Raw genomic sequence first — 15,801 nt, 5'->3', positions numbered from 1 at the left:
CGGACCTTGTTCGACAAGGTCCGGCCGGCTGTGTCTCCGGCCACGCCAAAACGTTCGGTCAACTCGTCTCGAACGTAACCCTTTAACCGTTTCGCACACCCCTGAAACGTGTGGATGCATGTCCGCGCACCCTTGACAGGGGCGTGTTCGGTTGCCGACACAACGGGCCGGGTCCGGGCGATTGTGTTGCTGCGGACCGGTGACACGCCATAGAGTCGCCAACCGTCGGCATGGTGCCACGCTGACAGATCGATAAATGTTCCTGGTCACATCCAAGGAGGTAAGACGACTTGTGAATGAGTCGACATTTACTCCCGGGAGCGGTGCGCCAGGTGCCCCGGTCGGCTCCGTCGCGGTGCGGACCTTCGCGACGCACCAGCCCATGACGACAACCCACACGCTGAAGACGATGGACGGCCTACACGTGAACGCCACGGCCGGCAACGAGATGGGCCGAGAGTCCACCCACTTCGCCGCCTACGACGAGCTGCCCGAGGGGCACTTCTACGACCCCGACGCCGAGTACGAGCCCGACCCGGAGTACGCGGCCACCCTCGCGCCCGACGCTGCCCGCCAGCGCCGCGAGCGGATCGGCCCCACCGGACGGCCGCTGCCGTACTTCCCGATCCCGGGCCCGCTGACCGACCACGGCCCGGCCAAGATCATCGCGATGTGCAACCAGAAGGGCGGCGTCGGCAAGACCACGTCGACCATCAACCTGGGCGCCGCGCTCGCCGAGTACGGACGACGGGTGCTGCTCGTCGACTTCGACCCGCAGGGAGCCCTGTCGGTCGGTCTCGGCGTGAACCCGATGGAGCTCGACCTCACCGTCTACAACCTGCTCATGGAGCGGGGCATGTCGGCGGACGAGGTGCTGCTCAAGACGGCGGTTCCCAACATGGACCTGCTGCCGAGCAACATCGACCTCTCCGCCGCGGAGGTGCAGCTGGTCTCCGAGGTCGCGCGCGAGTCCACGCTCCAGCGCGCCCTCAAGCCGCTGATGAACGACTACGACTACATCGTGATCGACTGTCAGCCCTCGCTCGGCCTGCTGACCGTGAACGCCCTGACGGCGGCGCACAAGGTCATCGTCCCGCTGGAGTGCGAGTTCTTCGCGCTGCGCGGTGTCGCCCTGCTGACCGAGACCATCGAGAAGGTCCAGGAGCGGCTCAACCCCGAGCTGGAGCTCGACGGCATCCTCGCCACGATGTACGACTCCCGGACCGTGCACTCCCGTGAGGTGCTCGCGCGCGTCGTCGAGGCCTTCGACGACCACGTCTACCACACGGTGATCGGCCGGACGGTGCGCTTCCCGGAGACCACCGTCGCCGGCGAGCCCATCACCACGTACGCCTCCAACTCCGTGGGCGCCGCCGCCTACCGCCAGCTCGCCAGGGAGGTGCTCGCCCGGTGTCACGCCGAGTGAGTCTGCCCGGAGCCGACGAACTCTTCCGTACGACCGGGGGGATGGCGCTGCAGTCGTCGTCGCCCCGCCGAACCGTTCCCGCTCCGGCGGGAGAGAGCGACACGGCGGCCGGCGCGGACGGCGGCGCCGCCGGCTCCGCCGAGCACGCGGCCGCCGACTCGGAGGCGGCCGAGCCGCGCACCCGGGAGACCGAGGCGGTCCCCGCGCAGCAGCCCGCCCCCGTGAAGGCCGCCGCCCAGGCGGCCGCTCCCGCGCGGCGCAGGGGGGGCCGGGCCGCGGCCCGCCGCCCCAGCGGCCGGGAACGGCACGACGAGAAGATCACGGTCTACGTCTCCGCCGAGGAGCTGATGGACCTGGAGCACGCGCGGCTGGTGCTGCGCGGCGAGCACGGCCTCGCCGTCGACCGCGGCCGGATCGTCCGCGAGGCGGTCGCCGTGGTCCTGGCGGACCTGGAGTCCCGCGGCGACGCGAGCATCCTCGTCCGTCGTCTGCGCGGCCGCTGACGGTAGCCTGCGGGGCGGCCCGCCCCCGCACCCCTGGAACCGCCCCCGATGCCCCAGCACGCTGACGAAACGTCCCGCCCACCGCGCCGCCGCGCGCTGGGACGGGGCGGCGGTCTTTCGGGCCGGGGTCCGGGGGACGTACCGCCCCTCGGGGACGTACCCGCCCCCGGGGGCGTACCGGACGAGCCCGGGCCCCTGCCCGGAACCGGGAAGGCCGGGGCCGAGGCCGAGGCCGAGGCCGAGGTCGGGTCCGAGGCTGAGGCCGGGCCGGATCCCGGGGGCGAGGCCGACGTCCTGCCCGACGTCCTGCCCGACGTCCTGCCCGACGGGCGGTCCGGGCCGGAGGGGGACGCGGCCGGAGCCGTACCGACCTCCGAAGCGCCGGGCGCCGGGGCCGGGTCGGCACCGGACGAGGGCGGTGACGGGCGGTTCACCGTGCGGCTCGCCAATTTCGAGGGGCCCTTCGACCTGCTCCTCCAGCTGATCACCAAGCACAAGCTCGACGTCACCGAGGTCGCGCTCTCGCAGGTCACCGACGAGTTCATGGCCCACCTGCGGGCGCTCGGACCGGACGGGGACCTCGACCAGACCACCGAGTTCCTGGTGGTCGCCGCCACGCTGCTCGATCTCAAGGCGGCCCGGCTGCTGCCCGCCGCCGAGGTGGAGGACGAGGCCGACCTCGCGCTCCTGGAGGCCCGCGACCTGCTCTTCGCCCGGCTCCTCCAGTACCGCGCGTACAAGCGGATCGCCGAGATCTTCGCCGAGCGCTGGGAGAGCGAGGGCCGGCGTCGGCCCCGGACCGTCGGCCTGGAGCCCCACCACGCCGAGCTGCTGCCCGAGGTGGTGATCTCGATCGGGGCCGAGGGCTTCGCGAAGCTCGCCGTGAAGGCCATGCAGCCCAAGGCCGCGCCGCAGGTCTACGTGGACCACATCCACGCCCCGCTGGTCAGCGTCCGCGAGCAGGCGGGGGTCGTCGCCGCCCTGCTCCGCGAGCGCGGCACCCTGGACTTCCGGGAGCTGGTCGAGGACGCCGGGGACACCCTGACCGTCGTCGCCCGCTTCCTCGCCCTCCTGGAGCTGTACCGGGAGAAGGCCGTCGCCCTCGACCAGGAGGACCCGCTGGGCGCGCTCAGGGTCTCCTGGACCGGCGGCGACGGCGAGACCCGCGTGACCGAGGAATTCGACCAGGAGGACCAGCCGGTATGAGCGACCTCAAGCCCGCCCTCGAAGCCGTCCTGATGGTCGTCGACGAGCCCGCCACCGAGACCCACCTCGCCAAGGTCCTCGACCGCGCCCCGCGCGAGGTGGCCGACGCCCTCCACGAGCTGGCCGACGAGTACACCGCCGACGGGCGCGGCTTCGAGCTGCGCCGGGTCGCCGGCGGCTGGCGCTACTACACCCGCCCCGCCCACGCCGCCGCCGTCGAGGCCTTCGTCCTGGACGGCCAGCAGGCCCGGCTGACCCAGGCCGCCCTGGAGACCCTGGCGGTGGTCGCGTACCGCCAGCCGGTCAGCCGCTCCCGGGTCTCCGCCGTCCGCGGGGTCAACTGCGACGGCGTGATGCGGACCCTCCTCCAGCGGGGTCTCGTGGAGGAGACGGGCGCGGAACCCGAAACAGGTGCGATCCTGTACAGGACGACGAACTACTTCCTGGAGCGGATGGGCCTGCGCGGCCTGGACGAGCTCCCGGAGCTCGCGCCCTTCCTCCCCGAGGCGGACGCGGTCGAACCGGACTCCCTGGAAGGCGTTCCGTCGTTCGATCCCGACAGGGACGAACCAGCGGACGAAGAGACGACGGAAGTTTGATGCGAAGCAGCAGCGGCAGGAACAGCGGAAACAACGGCGGGAGCCGTGGTGCCAAGAGCGGCGGCCGCGGCAACGACTACCGGGGCGCGGGCAACAACCGCGACGAGCGCGGCCAGAGCGCCGGCCGCCCCCGCAAGACCCGCCCCGAGGAGCGCAGCTACGACGTGAGCATGCCCTCGGACGGCGCCAAGGGCGGCTCCGGCGGCGCCCGCAAGGGCCGCGGCGACGCGGCCCGCGGCGGTGCCAAGGGCGGCCCGAAGCAGTCCCCGAAGCAGCAGCAGCAGCGGAGTGGCGGCCGCGCGGCCGCTCCGGCGCGCTCGCGGGAGTACGACGCCAGGGCCGAGGAGCGCAACCGCGAGCGGTACGCGAACAAGCCCCAGGTCAAGACCCCCAAGACCTTCCCGGGCGCCGAGCAGGAGGGCGAGCGGCTGCAGAAGGTGCTGGCCCGCGCCGGTTACGGCTCGCGCCGCGCCTGCGAGGAGCTGATCGAGCAGGCCCGCGTCGAGGTCAACGGCGAGATCGTCCTGGAGCAGGGCCTCCGCGTGGCGGAGAGCGACGAGATCCGTGTCGACGGCCTGTCCGTCGCCACGCAGTCGTACCAGTTCTTCGCGCTGAACAAGCCGGCCGGCGTCGTCTCCACCATGGAGGACCCGGACGGCCGCCAGTGCCTGGGCGACTACGTCACCAACCGCGAGACCCGGCTCTTCCACGTCGGCCGGCTCGACACCGAGACCGAGGGCATCATCCTGCTCACCAACCACGGCGAGCTGGCCCACCGTCTCACCCACCCCAAGTACGGCGTGAAGAAGACCTACCTGGCCGCCGTCACCGGTCCGCTGCCCCGCGAGGTCGGCAAGCGGCTCAAGGAGGGCGTCGAGCTGGAGGACGGCTACGCCCGCGCCGACCACTTCCGCGTGGTCGAGCAGCTCGGCAAGAACTACCTGGTCGAGGTCGTGCTCCACGAGGGCCGCAAGCACATCGTGCGCCGGATGCTCGCCGAGGCGGGCTTCCCCGTGGAGAAGCTGGTCCGCACCGCCTTCGGCCCGATCGGCCTGGGCGACCAGAAGTCGGGCTGGCTGCGCCGCCTGTCCAACACCGAGGTCGGCATGCTGATGAAGGAAGTCGGTCTGTAGGACCCGCCTCCGCCCGGAAGGGGCCCGTATCCGCGACGCGGACACGGGCCCCTTCGCGTTCTCCGGTCTTGCGCGCGGCCCCTGCCGCCCTTGTGCCGGACCCCCGCCGCCTTTTATAGTCAGAGTGACTCTTAAGGAGGCGGGCGTGAGCCTCGCGGACGTACTCGAACCCCTCCAGCGGCCCCTCTTCACGCTGCTGGACACCCCGGTCGGCTGGACCGAGGTCCTCGGCTTCGGCACCGGTGCCCTCTGCGTCTGGCTCGTCGCCCGGCAGCACCTCGCCAACTGGCCGATCGGCATCGCCAACAACCTCTTCTTCGTCCTGCTCTTCACCCAGGCCGGCCTGTACGCCGACGCCGGCCTCCAGATCGTCTTCATCGTCCTCGCCGCGTACGGCTGGTGGACCTGGACCCACGGGGGTGGACCAGGCTCCGCCGAGGCCCTTCCGGTGCGACGCACCACCCGCACCGAATGGACCTGGCTGCTCGCGGCGGGGACGGTGGGGACCCTCGCCCTCACCCTCCTCCTGGACCGGGCCACCGACTCCACCGTCCCCTTCTGGGACGCCCTCACCACCGGCCTCTCCCTCATGGCCACCTACGGCCAGTGCCGCAAGCGGCTGGAGTCCTGGTGGCTGTGGATCGCCGCCGACGTGGTCTACGTCCCCCTGTACGCGCACAAGGGCCTCTACCTGACCTCGCTGCTGTACGTCGGCTTCATGGCCCTCTGCGTGGCCGGCCTGCGCGGCTGGAGCCGCGACCTCGCCGCCGCCCGCCGCCCGCTGGAGGCCGTGGCATGACCGCGTACGGCCACGGGCTCGTGCTCGGCAAGTTCTATCCGCCGCACGCCGGCCACCACCACCTCGTCCGCACCGCCCTCGCCGCCTGCGAGCGCGTCACCGTCCTCGTCTGCGCCTCCTCCGTCGAGTCCGTGCCGCTGGAGGAGCGGCTCGCCTGGATGCGCGAGGTCCATCCCGAGGCCCTCGTCGTCGGCGCCGTCGACGACATCCCCGTCGACCTCACCGACCCCGACGTCTGGGACGCCCACATGGCCGTCTTCCGGGCCGCCGTCCCCGAGCCCGTCGACGCCGTCTTCACCTCGGAGCCGTACGGCGAGGAGCTCGGCCGCCGCTTCGGCGCCGCCTCCGTCGCCGTCGACCCCGACCGGCACCGCTTCCCCGTCTCCGGCACCGCCGTCCGCGCCGACCCCGTCGGCACCTGGGACTTCCTTGAGCCGCCCGTGCGGGCCGCGCTCACCCGCCGGATCGTCGTCCTCGGCGCCGAGTCCACCGGCACCACCACCATGGCCCTCGCCCTCGCCGACCACTACCGGCGGCGCGGCGGGACCTGGGCGCGCACCCGGTACGTCCCCGAGTACGGCCGCGCGTACAGCGAGCTCAAGCTCGCCGAACTGCGGGCCGCGCGCCCCGGCGCCGCCTGGTCCGAGGTCGCCTTCCACACCGCCGACTTCCCCGTCATCGCCCAGCGCCAGGCCGAGCTGGAGGAGGAGGCCGCCCGCGACGGCTCGCCCGTCCTCTTCTGCGACACCGACGCCTTCGCCACCACCATCTGGCACGAGCGGTACATGGGCACCACCAGCCCCGCCACCGGCGAGATCGCCGCCCGCGGCCGGCAGCACCTCTGGCTGCTCACCGACCACCGCGGCGTCGACTTCGAGGACGACGGACTGCGCGACGGCGAACACCTCCGCCCCTGGATGACCGCCCGCTTCCTCGCCCAGCTCGCCCAGAGCGGCCGCCGCACCGTCGTCCTCACCGGCCCCCACGAGGAGCGCCTCGCCACCGCGGTCGCCGCCGTCGACGCGCTGCTCGCCGAGGGCTGGCACCTCGCCGACCCGCTCCCGGAGCGCCGATGAGCACCCGCCCCGAGGGGTACGACCCCCGGGCCTTCGAGCCCTTCGCCGTCACCGTCGACCTCGCCGTCCTCACCGTCCGCGCCGGCCGGCTGCACGTCCTCCTCGTCCAGCGCGGCCAGGAGCCGTACGCGGGCGCCTGGGCGCTCCCCGGCGGCTTCGTGCTGCCCCGCGAGTCCGCCGGCGCGGCCGCCCGGCGCGAGCTCGCCGAGGAGACCGGACTGCCCGGCGCCACCGTCGCCGGCCTCCACCTCGAACAGCTCCGCACCTACACCGAACCGGACCGCGACCCCAGGATGCGGGTCGTCTCCGTCGCCTACACCGCCCTCGTCCCCGACCTGCCCGAACCGCGCGGCGGCGGCGACGCGGCGGAGGCCCGCTGGCTGCCCTACGACGAGGTCCCGGCGCTCGCCTTCGACCACGACCTGATCCTCGCCGACGCCCGCGACCGCGTCGGCTCCCAGCTGGAGTACACCTGCCTCGCCACCGCCTTCTGCCCGCCCGAGTTCACCCTCGGCGAGCTGCGGGAGGTGTACGAGACGGTCTGGGGCGTCCCGCTCGACCGCCCCAACTTCCGGCGCAAGGTCCTCACCACCCCCGGCTTCGTCGAAGCCGTGGAAGGACCCCCGCGCCGCACCGGCGGACGGGGGAAACCGGCCGCGCTCTACCGGGCGGGGGAGGCCACCGCCCTCCACCCGCCGCTGCTCCGACCGGAAGGACGATCCGCATGAACAAGCAGGCTGCCACGGGGACGCTGATGGGGCTGGCGCTGGGGGACGCGCTCGGCTTCCCGACCGAGTTCAACGACGTGCCGTCGATCCTCGCCAAGTGCGGACCGTGGCGGACGATGGAGCTGCCGGTGACGCAGGGGACCGCGTACATCACCGACGACACCCAGATGACCCTCGCCTTCGCCCGGGGCGTCCGGACCGCCATGGAGCGTGGCTTGCTCACCCCGCACCGGCTCACCCGGCCCGTCCGCGACGAGTACGTCGACTGGTACCACTCCCCGGAGAACAACCGGGCCCCGGGACGCACCTGCCTGCTGGCCTGCCGACTCCTCGACAGCGACCGGGCCTGGCAGGACGCCAGCCAGATCGGCTCCAAGGGCTGCGGCGCCAACATGCGGGTCGCCCCCATCGGGCTGGTCCCCGGGCTGAGCGAGGAACAGCGGGCCGGCGCCGCCCAGCTCCAGGCCGCGCTCACCCACGGGCACCCCACCGGGCTCGCCGCCTCCGACCTCACCGCGCGGGCCGTGTGGCTGCTCGCCCGGGGGGTGGACCCGGCCGGGCTCGTCGGGCAGCTGCGCTCGTACGCGTACGAGAACCGCGACCGGTACCACGAGCGCTGGCTCGGCGACCTCTGGACCCGCTCCCAGGACCCGGACGCCGGGCACTTCGTCCGGCGCGGCTGGGACGAGTGCCTCGCCGTGCTCGAACGGCTCGACTCCGTGCAGCGCACCGCCGACCCGGAGCTCGACCCCTGTACGTACACGGGCGACGGCTGGATCGCGGAGGAGGCGCTCGCCACCGGGCTGCTCTGCTTCCTGCTCTTCCCCGGCGAGCCGCTGACCGCCCTGCGCCGGGCCGCCTGCACCCGCGGCGACTCCGACTCGATCGCGGCCCTCGCCGGCGCCTTCGCGGGCGCCCACCTGGGGGCGGACGCCTGGCCGGCGGAGTGGACCGCGCGGATCGAGCACCGGGACGAGCTGCTGGAACTCGGGGCCCTCTGGGACGCGTGATCGACTTCTGGGAGGCTTGGGCCCCATGACGCTCACCCTTGAGGCCCACAAGGCCGGACTGACCGCCGTCGTGGCCGGGGAACCGGACCCCCTCCTCTTCGCCACCGTCTCCGGCGCGCACCTGTACGGCTTCCCGTCCCGCGACTCCGACGTGGACCTGCGGGGCGTCCACCTGCTGCCGGCGGAGGCGCTGGTCGGACTCCGGGAGCCCGAGGAGACCCGGGACCGGATGTGGACGCGGGACGGCGTCGAGATGGACCTCGTCACGCACGACCTGCGGAAGTTCGCCCGGCTGATGCTGCGCCGCAACGGCTACGTCCTGGAGCAGCTCACCTCGCCGCTGGTCGTGCACACCACCCCGCTCCACGCCGAGCTCACCGCCCTCGTGCCCGGGGTGCTCACCACCCACCACGCCCACCACTACCGGGGCTTCGCGGCCACCCAGTGGCGGCTCTTCGAGAGGAGCGGCGAGCTCAAGCCGCTGCTCTACACCTACCGGGCGCTGCTCACCGGCATCCACCTGATGCGCTCCGGCGAGGTCCAGGCCCATCTGCCGACCCTGGTGGGGGAGGTGCCGGAGGCCCCGGCCCGGATCCCGGACCTGGTCGCCGCGAAGACGGCCGCCGAGCACGGGGACGCCGGGGTGGCGGCGCAGGACGTACGGGCCGAGGTGGAGGCGCTGCACGGCGTGCTCGACGCGGCGCGGACGGACTCGGACCTCGCGGACGCGGTCCGGGCCGGCGACGCCCTGCACGACCTGGTCGTACGGGCCCGGCTAGTGCTGTGACCGCGAAGGTTCACCGGGTCGCGACGCCCGGCACGGCACCTCGCCGCGTTGTCGGACCACGCAGGTACGTCCCGTACGAGTCGTGGCCCTCCGCCTTGCGATGCACCGCACCGGACGCCGCGACCCGGCAGACCTTCGCGGCCACAGCACTAGACGTCCTGAAGGGCTGAGGCGCGGCGGGCGCGGACCAGGAGGTCCTGCACGCGCGCGTGGTCGGGGCCGGCCGGCAGCGGGCTGGAGTCGAGGGCGGTGTCGGCCTCGTCCTGGAGGCGGTTCATCCACGCCTCGACCTCGGCCCACGGGACCTCGCCGCGCTTGACGGCGAGCAGCCGCTCCCGGTCCCCGCCCACGTCGATCCGCAGCTCGCCGGTGCGCAACAGGTCCCGGCAGCTGCCCAGCAGCCGCAGCAGGTGCATGGCGTGCTTCCAGCGCGGCCGCCCGTACTGGCGGACGTCGGCCTCCAGCTTGCGGCGCTGGCCGGCCGCGTACCGGACGAAGGTGCCGTGGGCCTGGCGGGAGAGGAAGGCGCCGCGCAGGTCGAGGAGTTCGCGGCCCCAGTCGGTGGTGTGGGTGACGAGCGGGGAGTGGAGGCACTCCAGGACGTTGGGGTTGTTACGGAGGGCCAGCTCGCAGAAGCGTTCCAGCTCCCAGCTGAACTGCTCGGGGGCCGGGCCCTCGACGTGCGCCGGGGGCTTGTCGAAGCGCCAGAAGAGCGGGGTCGGGGCGAGGTAGACGCCCCGGGCGTCGGTGTCGCTGTCCTCGGTCGCCAGACCGAAGGCGCGCGAGCCCATCACACAGGCGTAGACGGTGTGCTCGCGCACCAGCGCCTCGGGGGACATGTCCATGGCGGCCAGGCTACGCGAGGGTGATCGTCTCCCCGGAGACGGTGATCTCCTCGGCGGGCAGCGGCCGCGGCGCCGGGCCGGCCTTCACCGCCCCGTCGGTGATGGCGAACCTCGAACCGTGGCACGGACAGTCGATCGTGCCGTCCGCGACCTTGTTCACCGTGCAGCCCTGGTGGGTGCAGATCGCCGAGAACGCCTTGAACTCGCCCTTCGTGGGCTGCGTCACGACGACCTTGCGTTCCGCGAAGACGGTGCCGCCGCCCACCGGGATCTCCGAGGTGCTCGCCAGCGGGGTGCCTCCGGCCGTGCCCGACGCGGAGGGCGCGGTGGCGGTGGGCTCCGCGGAGGGCGGGGCGCTCGACTCCGTACCGCCGTCGCCGCCGTCGTCGTCCGAGCCGCAGCCGGTGGTCGTCGCCGCGGTCGCCGTGGTCAGGGCCGCCGCGGCGAGCAGGACCGTCCGGCGGGGTGTCGTCCGTGAAGTCATACGGCCAGCTTCGCCCCGTCCGCGCCGCCGTCCCCGCAACACGCCGGGTCCGGCCTACACCCAGGGCACCAACTCCCTCGCACGGCCGTCCGCGTCCCGCAGCACCTCCAGGACGGCCGTCACCGCGGCCCGCTCGACCGGCCCGTACACGTGGGGGAAGACCCGGTCCTCCGAACCCTCCCAGCGGACCTCCCCGGAGAGCAGGGCCGCGTCGATCACCAGCACCAGCAGCGGGCCCGGCGCGTCCCGGTAGTGGGCGTCGGCGATCGCGAGCGCGGCCTGCTCGTCCGGCGAGCAGTGCACGAAGCCCTCGGCGGCGAGCGACGGCGGGGCGTAGGGGAGACCGGGGTCCGCGGACCACTCGTCCAGCGGTACGACATGGAGCAGCATCCGCCCTTTCTACCCGCCCGGCGCCCCCGCCTCCACCGAGTGGCGGAATCACCCTGGAGGGGTGAGATTGAGGCGATCGGGACTGTTCACCGGACGAAAGGCGGAACCACCATGGCGGGCAACGATCTCGGCAGCCTCCTCGGCTCCCTGCTCGGCGGGGGCGGCGGGCAGGGCGGAGGCGGCGCCGGCGGCATCCTGGGCTCCCTGCTCGGCGCCCTCGCGGGCGGCGGCCAGGGGAGCGGCGGCGCGGGCGGCGCCGGTGGGCAGAACCCGCTCGGCGGCCTGCTCGACATGCTCGCCAAGTCAGGCCTCGCCGACCAGGCCCAGTCCTGGATCGGCACGGGAGAGAACAAGCCCGTCGAGGGCACCCAGATCGCCCAGGCGCTCCCCGACGAGACCCTCCGGAAGGTCGCCCAGGACGCCGGGGTCACCCCGCAGCAGGCCGCCGACGAGATCGCCCGGTCGCTGCCCCAGGCCGTCGACAAGCTGACGCCGGGCGGATCGCTGCCGCAGGGCGGCTCGCTGGAGGACATCATCCGGTCGCAGAAGCTCTGACCCGGGAGGTCGGTCCCGCACCGCACCGCACCGCGCCCGTCCCGCGTCTCGCGGGACGGGCACACGCGCGCCCGCGGGCGGCGGGCTGACTAGGCTGGCCCCTTACCGCCACCGCCCTGCCGCGCCCCCAAGGACATCCCCCCGTGAGAACAGCGCTCGTCATCGGAACCGGACTGATCGGCACCTCCGCCGCCCTCGCCCTCGCCGGGCGGGGCGTCACGGTCCATCTGCGCGACCACGACCCGGCGAGCGCCCGGACCGCCGCGGCGCTCGGGGCGGGCACCGACGCGGAGCCCGAGGGCCGGGTGGACCTCGCGGTCGTCGCCGTACCGCCGGCGCACGTCGCCACCACGCTCGCCGACGCCATGCGCGCGGGGGCGGCCCGCGGCTACCTCGACGTGGCCAGCGTCAAGGGCGGACCGCGCCGGGACCTGGAGGCCACGGGCCTCGACCTCACCTCGTACATCGGCAGCCACCCGATGTCCGGCAAGGAGCGTTCGGGCCCGCTGGCGGCCACCGCCGACCTCTTCGAGGGCCGGCCCTGGGTGCTCACCCCGACCCGGGACACCGACACCGAGGTGCTCAACCTCGCGCTGGAGCTCGTCGCGCTCTGCCGGGCCGTGCCCGTCGTCATGGACGCCGACGCCCACGACCGGGCGGTCGCCCTCGTCTCCCACACCCCGCAGCTCGTCTCCTCGATGGTCGCGGCGCGGCTGGAGGAGGCCGAGGAGTCGGCCGTACGCCTCTGCGGCCAGGGGATACGGGACGTCACGAGGATCGCCGCGTCCGACCCGCGCATGTGGCTGGAGATCCTCTCCGCCAACCCCGGGCCGGTCGCGGACGTCCTCGCCGGGGTCGCGGCGGACCTCGACGAGACGGTGCGGTCGCTGCGGTCCCTCCAGTCCTCGGACGAGGAGAAGCGGCGCGACGGCGCGGCGGGGGTCGAGGACGTGCTCCGCCGTGGCAACGCGGGCCGCGCCCGCGTCCCGGGCAAGCACGGTGCCGCCCCCACGGCCTACGAGACGGTCGCCGTCCTCATCAGCGACCGGCCCGGCGAGCTGGCCCGCATCTTCGCCGACGCCGGTCGGGCGGGGGTCAACATCGAGGACGTCCGCATCGAGCACGCGACCGGCCAGCAGGCGGGCCTGGTCCAGCTCATGGTCGACCCCAAGGCCGCCCCCGCCCTCTCCCAGTCCCTCCAGACCCAGGGCTGGTCCCTCCGCACGCCCTGAGTCGGTCCGCCGCCGGCGGCGGGCACGGGCCCGCACGGGGACTCGGTAACCTTGTAGGGGTCCGGGCTGTCGCCGGGGCCCCCACCCACCCAGGAAGGTCACCCACCGTGGAATCCGTGATCGTCGCCATCGACGGCCCCTCCGGCACGGGAAAGTCGAGCACCTCCAAGGCGGTCGCCGCCAAGCTGGGGCTGAACTACCTGGACACGGGCGCCCAGTACCGGGCGATCACCTGGTGGATGATCGGCAACGGCGTGGACGTGGACGACGCCGACGCCGTGGCGAACGCCGCCGGCAAGCCCGTCATCGTCTCCGGCACGGACCCGTCCCGCCCGACGATCACCGTCGACGGCGTCGACGCCTCCGGTCCGATCCGGACGGAGGAGGTCACCTCCCGGGTCAGCGCGGTCAGCGCCGTCCCCGAGGTCCGCGCGCTCATCACGGAGCTCCAGCGCCGCATCGCCCGCGAGGCCGAGTACGGCATCGTCGTCGAGGGCCGGGACATCGGCACCACCGTCCTCCCCGACGCCGACCTCAAGATCTTCCTCACCGCCTCGCCCGAGGCCCGCGCCGCCCGCCGCTCCGGCGAGCTGAAGGGCGTGGACGTGCGGGCCACCCAGGAGGCCCTGGTCAGGCGGGACGCGGCGGACTCCAGCCGCAAGACCTCCCCGCTCGCCAAGGCCGGGGACGCGGTCGAGGTCGACACCACCGAGCTCACCCTGGACCAGGTCATCGAGTGCGTCGTCACCCTGGTGGAGGAGAAGCGGGCGGCCGTCAAGTGACCCAGCCGTCCGCGAAGGGCGCCGCGGTGGGCCGCCGCATAGGCATCGGGCTGATGTACGGCTTCTGGAAGCCGCGCGTCCTCGGCGCCTGGCGGGTGCCGGCCTCCGGGCCCGTCATCCTCGCCGTCAACCACGCGCACAACATCGACGGCCCCATGCTCATGGGCACCGCTCCGCGCCCCGTGCACTTCCTCATCAAGAAGGAGGCGTTCGTCGGGCCGCTGGGCGGCTTCCTGGAGGGCATCGGCCAGCTCAAGGTCGACCGGGACTCCACGGACCGGACGGCGATCGGCAACGCCCTGGGCGTGCTGGAGCAGGGCGGGGTCCTCGGGATCTTCCCCGAGGGGACCCGCGGCGAGGGGGACTTCGCCTCGCTCCGCGCCGGACTCGCCTACTTCGCCGTCCGCGGCGGCGCCCCGATCGTGCCGGTCGCGGTGCTGGGCAGCACCGATCGGCCCGGGCGGCTGGTGAAGGGGCTGCCGGCCCTCCGCAGCCCGGTGGACGTCGTCTTCGGGGAGGCCTTCGAGGCCGGCGACGGCAGCGGGCGGCGTACCCGCAAGGCGCTGGACGAGGCCACGCTCCGCATCCAGGAGCACCTCACCGGCCACCTGAAAAACGCCAGGCGCCTCACCGGGCGCTGAGCCACACTCTCAGTAGTGGGCCCACGGCTCCGGCCGCCGGAACCACCGACCACGAATGATCAAGGAACGGACTTCATGAACGACCAGCACGACCACGGGGCACTTGGCGACGCCGAGTACGCGGAGTTCATGGAGCTCGCCGCGGAAGAGGGCTTCGACATCGAGGCCGTCGAGGAGGCGATCGAGGAGGCCGGCCACGGCCCGCTCCCCGTCCTCGCCGTCGTCGGCCGCCCGAACGTCGGCAAGTCGACCCTGGTGAACCGCATCATCGGCCGCCGCGAGGCGGTCGTCGAGGACAAGCCGGGCGTCACCCGCGACCGCGTCACCTACGAGGCCGAATGGGCCGGCCGCCGCTTCAAGATCGTCGACACCGGCGGCTGGGAGCAGGACGTCCTCGGCATCGACGCCTCCGTCGCCACCCAGGCCGAGTACGCCATCGAGGCCGCCGACGCCTGCCTCTTCGTCGTGGACGCCACCGTCGGCGCCACCGACACCGACGAGGCCGTCGTCAAGCTGCTCCGCCGCGCCGGCAAGCCGGTCGTGCTGGCCGCCAACAAGGTCGACGGCCAGTCCGGCGAGGCCGACGCGGCCACGCTCTGGTCCCTGGGCCTCGGCGAGCCGTTCCCGGTCTCCTCGCTGCACGGCCGGGGCACCGGCGACCTCCTCGACGAGGTCCTGCGGAAGCTGCCCGAGGCCCCCGAGCAGACCTTCGGCAAGGCCGTCGGCGGCCCCCGCCGCATCGCCCTCATCGGCCGCCCCAACGTCGGCAAGTCCTCCCTGCTCAACAAGGTCGCCGGCGAGGACCGCGTGGTCGTCAACGAGCTGGCCGGCACCACCCGCGACCCGGTCGACGAGCTGATCGTGCTCGGTGGCCGGACGTGGAAGTTCGTCGACACCGCCGGCATCCGCAAGAAGGTCCACCTCCAGGCCGGCGCCGACTACTACGCCTCCCTCCGTACGGCCGCCGCCGTCGAGAAGGCCGAGGTCGCGGTCATCCTCATCGACACCACCGACAACATCTCGGTGCAGGACCAGCGGATCATCACGATGGCCGTCGAGTCCGGCCGCGCCATCGTGATCGCGTACAACAAGTGGGACGAGCTCGACGAGGAGCGCCGTTACTACCTGGAGCGCGAGATCGAGACCGAGATGCAGCAGGTCGCCTGGGCGCCCCGGGTCAACGTCTCGGCCAAGACCGGCCGCCACATGGAGAAGCTGGTCCCGGCGATCGAGACGGCCCTCGCCGGTTGGGAGACCCGCGTCCCCACCGGCCGGCTCAACGCCTTCCTCGGCGAGCTGGTCGCGGCCCACCCGCACCCCATCCGCGGCGGCAAGCAGCCCCGCATCCTCTTCGGCACCCAGGCCGGCACCAAGCCCCCGCGCTTCGTGCTCTTCGCCTCCGGCTTCCTGGAGGCCGGCTACCGCCGCTTCATCGAGCGCCGGCTGCGCGAGGAGTTCGGTTTCGAGGGCACCCCGATCCACATCTCGGTCCGCGTGCGCGAGAAGCGCGGCAGGAAGAAGTAGCGGACCGCACCCGGAGCACGGCCGAGGGCCGGCACCCGGAGCAACGGCCGAGGGCCGGAGTCGTACCCGTACGGGTACGAC

At 73.5% G+C, this 15,801-nt stretch carries 18 protein-coding genes; 15 read left to right on the top strand and 3 right to left on the bottom strand.

Features of this window, described 5'->3' with window-relative positions:
* Window positions 1-382 precede the first annotated feature (382 nt).
* From ACFQ8C_RS23480 to ACFQ8C_RS23435, 10 genes are all read left to right on the top strand, one after another.
* Window positions 383-1,426, top strand: coding sequence for a ParA family protein (locus ACFQ8C_RS23480; protein WP_226651714.1), 1,044 nt, complete (start codon window positions 383-385; stop codon window positions 1,424-1,426).
* Complete coding sequence (locus tag ACFQ8C_RS23475; protein ID WP_383460889.1) at window positions 1,423-1,929, top strand: hypothetical protein; 507 nt, start codon at window positions 1,423-1,425, stop codon at window positions 1,927-1,929. Before ACFQ8C_RS23480 ends, ACFQ8C_RS23475 begins: the two co-directional genes overlap by 4 nt.
* A gap of 48 nt (window positions 1,930-1,977) precedes the next feature.
* Window positions 1,978-3,135 carry a segregation and condensation protein A gene (locus ACFQ8C_RS23470; RefSeq protein ID WP_383460849.1) on the top strand — a complete coding sequence of 386 codons (1,158 nt, stop codon included), beginning with the start codon at window positions 1,978-1,980 and terminating at the stop codon, window positions 3,133-3,135.
* A complete protein-coding gene (gene scpB, locus ACFQ8C_RS23465) occupies window positions 3,132-3,734 on the top strand; it encodes an SMC-Scp complex subunit ScpB (protein WP_383460847.1) in 603 nt (200 codons plus the stop codon). The genes ACFQ8C_RS23470 and scpB overlap by 4 nt, the downstream gene beginning before the upstream one ends.
* Window positions 3,734-4,867 (top strand): pseudouridine synthase, encoded by a 1,134-nt coding sequence (locus tag ACFQ8C_RS23460; protein WP_383460845.1) that lies wholly within the window; start codon window positions 3,734-3,736, stop codon window positions 4,865-4,867. The genes scpB and ACFQ8C_RS23460 overlap by 1 nt, the downstream gene beginning before the upstream one ends.
* A 145-nt stretch (window positions 4,868-5,012) precedes the next feature.
* Window positions 5,013-5,666, top strand: a complete 654-nt coding sequence (gene pnuC / locus ACFQ8C_RS23455) for a nicotinamide riboside transporter PnuC (protein ID WP_383460842.1) — start codon at window positions 5,013-5,015, stop codon at window positions 5,664-5,666.
* Window positions 5,663-6,742 carry an AAA family ATPase gene (locus ACFQ8C_RS23450; RefSeq protein WP_383460839.1) on the top strand — a complete coding sequence of 360 codons (1,080 nt, stop codon included), beginning with the start codon at window positions 5,663-5,665 and terminating at the stop codon, window positions 6,740-6,742. Before pnuC ends, ACFQ8C_RS23450 begins: the two co-directional genes overlap by 4 nt.
* The gene (locus ACFQ8C_RS23445) at window positions 6,739-7,470 is read left to right on the top strand and encodes an NUDIX domain-containing protein (RefSeq protein WP_383460837.1); all 732 of its coding nucleotides are present in this window, start codon (window positions 6,739-6,741) and stop codon (window positions 7,468-7,470) included. The genes ACFQ8C_RS23450 and ACFQ8C_RS23445 overlap by 4 nt, the downstream gene beginning before the upstream one ends.
* Complete coding sequence (locus ACFQ8C_RS23440) at window positions 7,467-8,480, top strand: ADP-ribosylglycohydrolase family protein (RefSeq protein ID WP_383460835.1); 1,014 nt, start codon at window positions 7,467-7,469, stop codon at window positions 8,478-8,480. Before ACFQ8C_RS23445 ends, ACFQ8C_RS23440 begins: the two co-directional genes overlap by 4 nt.
* Before the next feature lie 25 nt (window positions 8,481-8,505).
* Window positions 8,506-9,267, top strand: coding sequence for a DNA polymerase beta superfamily protein (locus ACFQ8C_RS23435; protein WP_383460832.1), 762 nt, complete (start codon window positions 8,506-8,508; stop codon window positions 9,265-9,267).
* Window positions 9,268-9,416: 149 nt separating this feature from the next.
* On the opposite strand, the gene ACFQ8C_RS23430 is transcribed toward ACFQ8C_RS23435, so the two are convergent.
* Genes ACFQ8C_RS23430 through ACFQ8C_RS23420 form a run of 3 tightly spaced genes read right to left on the bottom strand, consistent with a single transcriptional unit; the run spans window position 9,417 to window position 10,986 of the window.
* Window positions 9,417-10,106 (bottom strand): DNA polymerase beta superfamily protein, encoded by a 690-nt coding sequence (locus tag ACFQ8C_RS23430; protein WP_383460886.1) that lies wholly within the window; start codon window positions 10,104-10,106, stop codon window positions 9,417-9,419.
* A gap of 16 nt (window positions 10,107-10,122) precedes the next feature.
* Window positions 10,123-10,596: a Rieske (2Fe-2S) protein gene (locus ACFQ8C_RS23425; RefSeq protein ID WP_383460827.1), complete on the bottom strand. Its 474-nt coding sequence runs from the start codon at window positions 10,594-10,596 to the stop codon at window positions 10,123-10,125.
* A 54-nt stretch (window positions 10,597-10,650) separates the two neighbouring features.
* On the bottom strand, window positions 10,651-10,986 hold the full coding sequence (locus ACFQ8C_RS23420) for a DUF952 domain-containing protein (RefSeq protein WP_383460824.1): 336 nt from the start codon (window positions 10,984-10,986) through the stop codon (window positions 10,651-10,653).
* A gap of 111 nt (window positions 10,987-11,097) precedes the next feature.
* Here ACFQ8C_RS23420 and ACFQ8C_RS23415 point away from each other — a divergent pair, with 111 nt between their 5' ends.
* From ACFQ8C_RS23415 to der, 5 genes are all read left to right on the top strand, one after another.
* Window positions 11,098-11,541: a YidB family protein gene (locus ACFQ8C_RS23415; RefSeq protein ID WP_383460821.1), complete on the top strand. Its 444-nt coding sequence runs from the start codon at window positions 11,098-11,100 to the stop codon at window positions 11,539-11,541.
* A gap of 143 nt (window positions 11,542-11,684) precedes the next feature.
* Window positions 11,685-12,773: a prephenate dehydrogenase gene (locus ACFQ8C_RS23410; protein ID WP_383460818.1), complete on the top strand. Its 1,089-nt coding sequence runs from the start codon at window positions 11,685-11,687 to the stop codon at window positions 12,771-12,773.
* Between the two features lie 107 nt (window positions 12,774-12,880).
* A complete protein-coding gene (cmk, locus tag ACFQ8C_RS23405; protein WP_383460816.1) occupies window positions 12,881-13,555 on the top strand; it encodes a (d)CMP kinase in 675 nt (224 codons plus the stop codon).
* A gap of 53 nt (window positions 13,556-13,608) precedes the next feature.
* Window positions 13,609-14,196: a lysophospholipid acyltransferase family protein gene (locus tag ACFQ8C_RS23400; protein WP_383460883.1), complete on the top strand. Its 588-nt coding sequence runs from the start codon at window positions 13,609-13,611 to the stop codon at window positions 14,194-14,196.
* A gap of 75 nt (window positions 14,197-14,271) precedes the next feature.
* Complete coding sequence (gene der / locus ACFQ8C_RS23395) at window positions 14,272-15,720, top strand: ribosome biogenesis GTPase Der (protein WP_383460813.1); 1,449 nt, start codon at window positions 14,272-14,274, stop codon at window positions 15,718-15,720.
* The last annotated feature ends 81 nt before the right edge of the window (window positions 15,721-15,801 follow it).

This window comes from Streptomyces sp. NPDC056503 (assembly GCF_042794995.1).
Taxonomy (GTDB): Bacteria; Actinomycetota; Actinomycetes; order Streptomycetales; family Streptomycetaceae; genus Streptomyces.
This window is presented reverse-complemented; position numbering and strand designations above follow the sequence as displayed.

Coding starts and splice junctions, on each gene's coding strand:
- ACFQ8C_RS23425 (WP_383460827.1), bottom strand. CDS start 10,596: ATGACTTCACGGACGACACCCCGCCGGACGGTCCTGCTCGCCGCGGCG.
- ACFQ8C_RS23420 (WP_383460824.1), bottom strand. CDS start 10,986: ATGCTGCTCCATGTCGTACCGCTGGACGAGTGGTCCGCGGACCCCGGT.
- der (WP_383460813.1), top strand. CDS start 14,272: ATGAACGACCAGCACGACCACGGGGCACTTGGCGACGCCGAGTACGCG.
- scpB (WP_383460847.1), top strand. CDS start 3,132: ATGAGCGACCTCAAGCCCGCCCTCGAAGCCGTCCTGATGGTCGTCGAC.
- ACFQ8C_RS23450 (WP_383460839.1), top strand. CDS start 5,663: ATGACCGCGTACGGCCACGGGCTCGTGCTCGGCAAGTTCTATCCGCCG.
- ACFQ8C_RS23400 (WP_383460883.1), top strand. CDS start 13,609: ATGTACGGCTTCTGGAAGCCGCGCGTCCTCGGCGCCTGGCGGGTGCCG.
- ACFQ8C_RS23445 (WP_383460837.1), top strand. CDS start 6,739: ATGAGCACCCGCCCCGAGGGGTACGACCCCCGGGCCTTCGAGCCCTTC.
- ACFQ8C_RS23435 (WP_383460832.1), top strand. CDS start 8,506: ATGACGCTCACCCTTGAGGCCCACAAGGCCGGACTGACCGCCGTCGTG.
- ACFQ8C_RS23470 (WP_383460849.1), top strand. CDS start 1,978: ATGCCCCAGCACGCTGACGAAACGTCCCGCCCACCGCGCCGCCGCGCG.
- ACFQ8C_RS23430 (WP_383460886.1), bottom strand. CDS start 10,106: ATGTCCCCCGAGGCGCTGGTGCGCGAGCACACCGTCTACGCCTGTGTG.
- ACFQ8C_RS23440 (WP_383460835.1), top strand. CDS start 7,467: ATGAACAAGCAGGCTGCCACGGGGACGCTGATGGGGCTGGCGCTGGGG.
- ACFQ8C_RS23415 (WP_383460821.1), top strand. CDS start 11,098: ATGGCGGGCAACGATCTCGGCAGCCTCCTCGGCTCCCTGCTCGGCGGG.
- ACFQ8C_RS23460 (WP_383460845.1), top strand. CDS start 3,734: ATGCGAAGCAGCAGCGGCAGGAACAGCGGAAACAACGGCGGGAGCCGT.
- ACFQ8C_RS23480 (WP_226651714.1), top strand. CDS start 383: ATGACGACAACCCACACGCTGAAGACGATGGACGGCCTACACGTGAAC.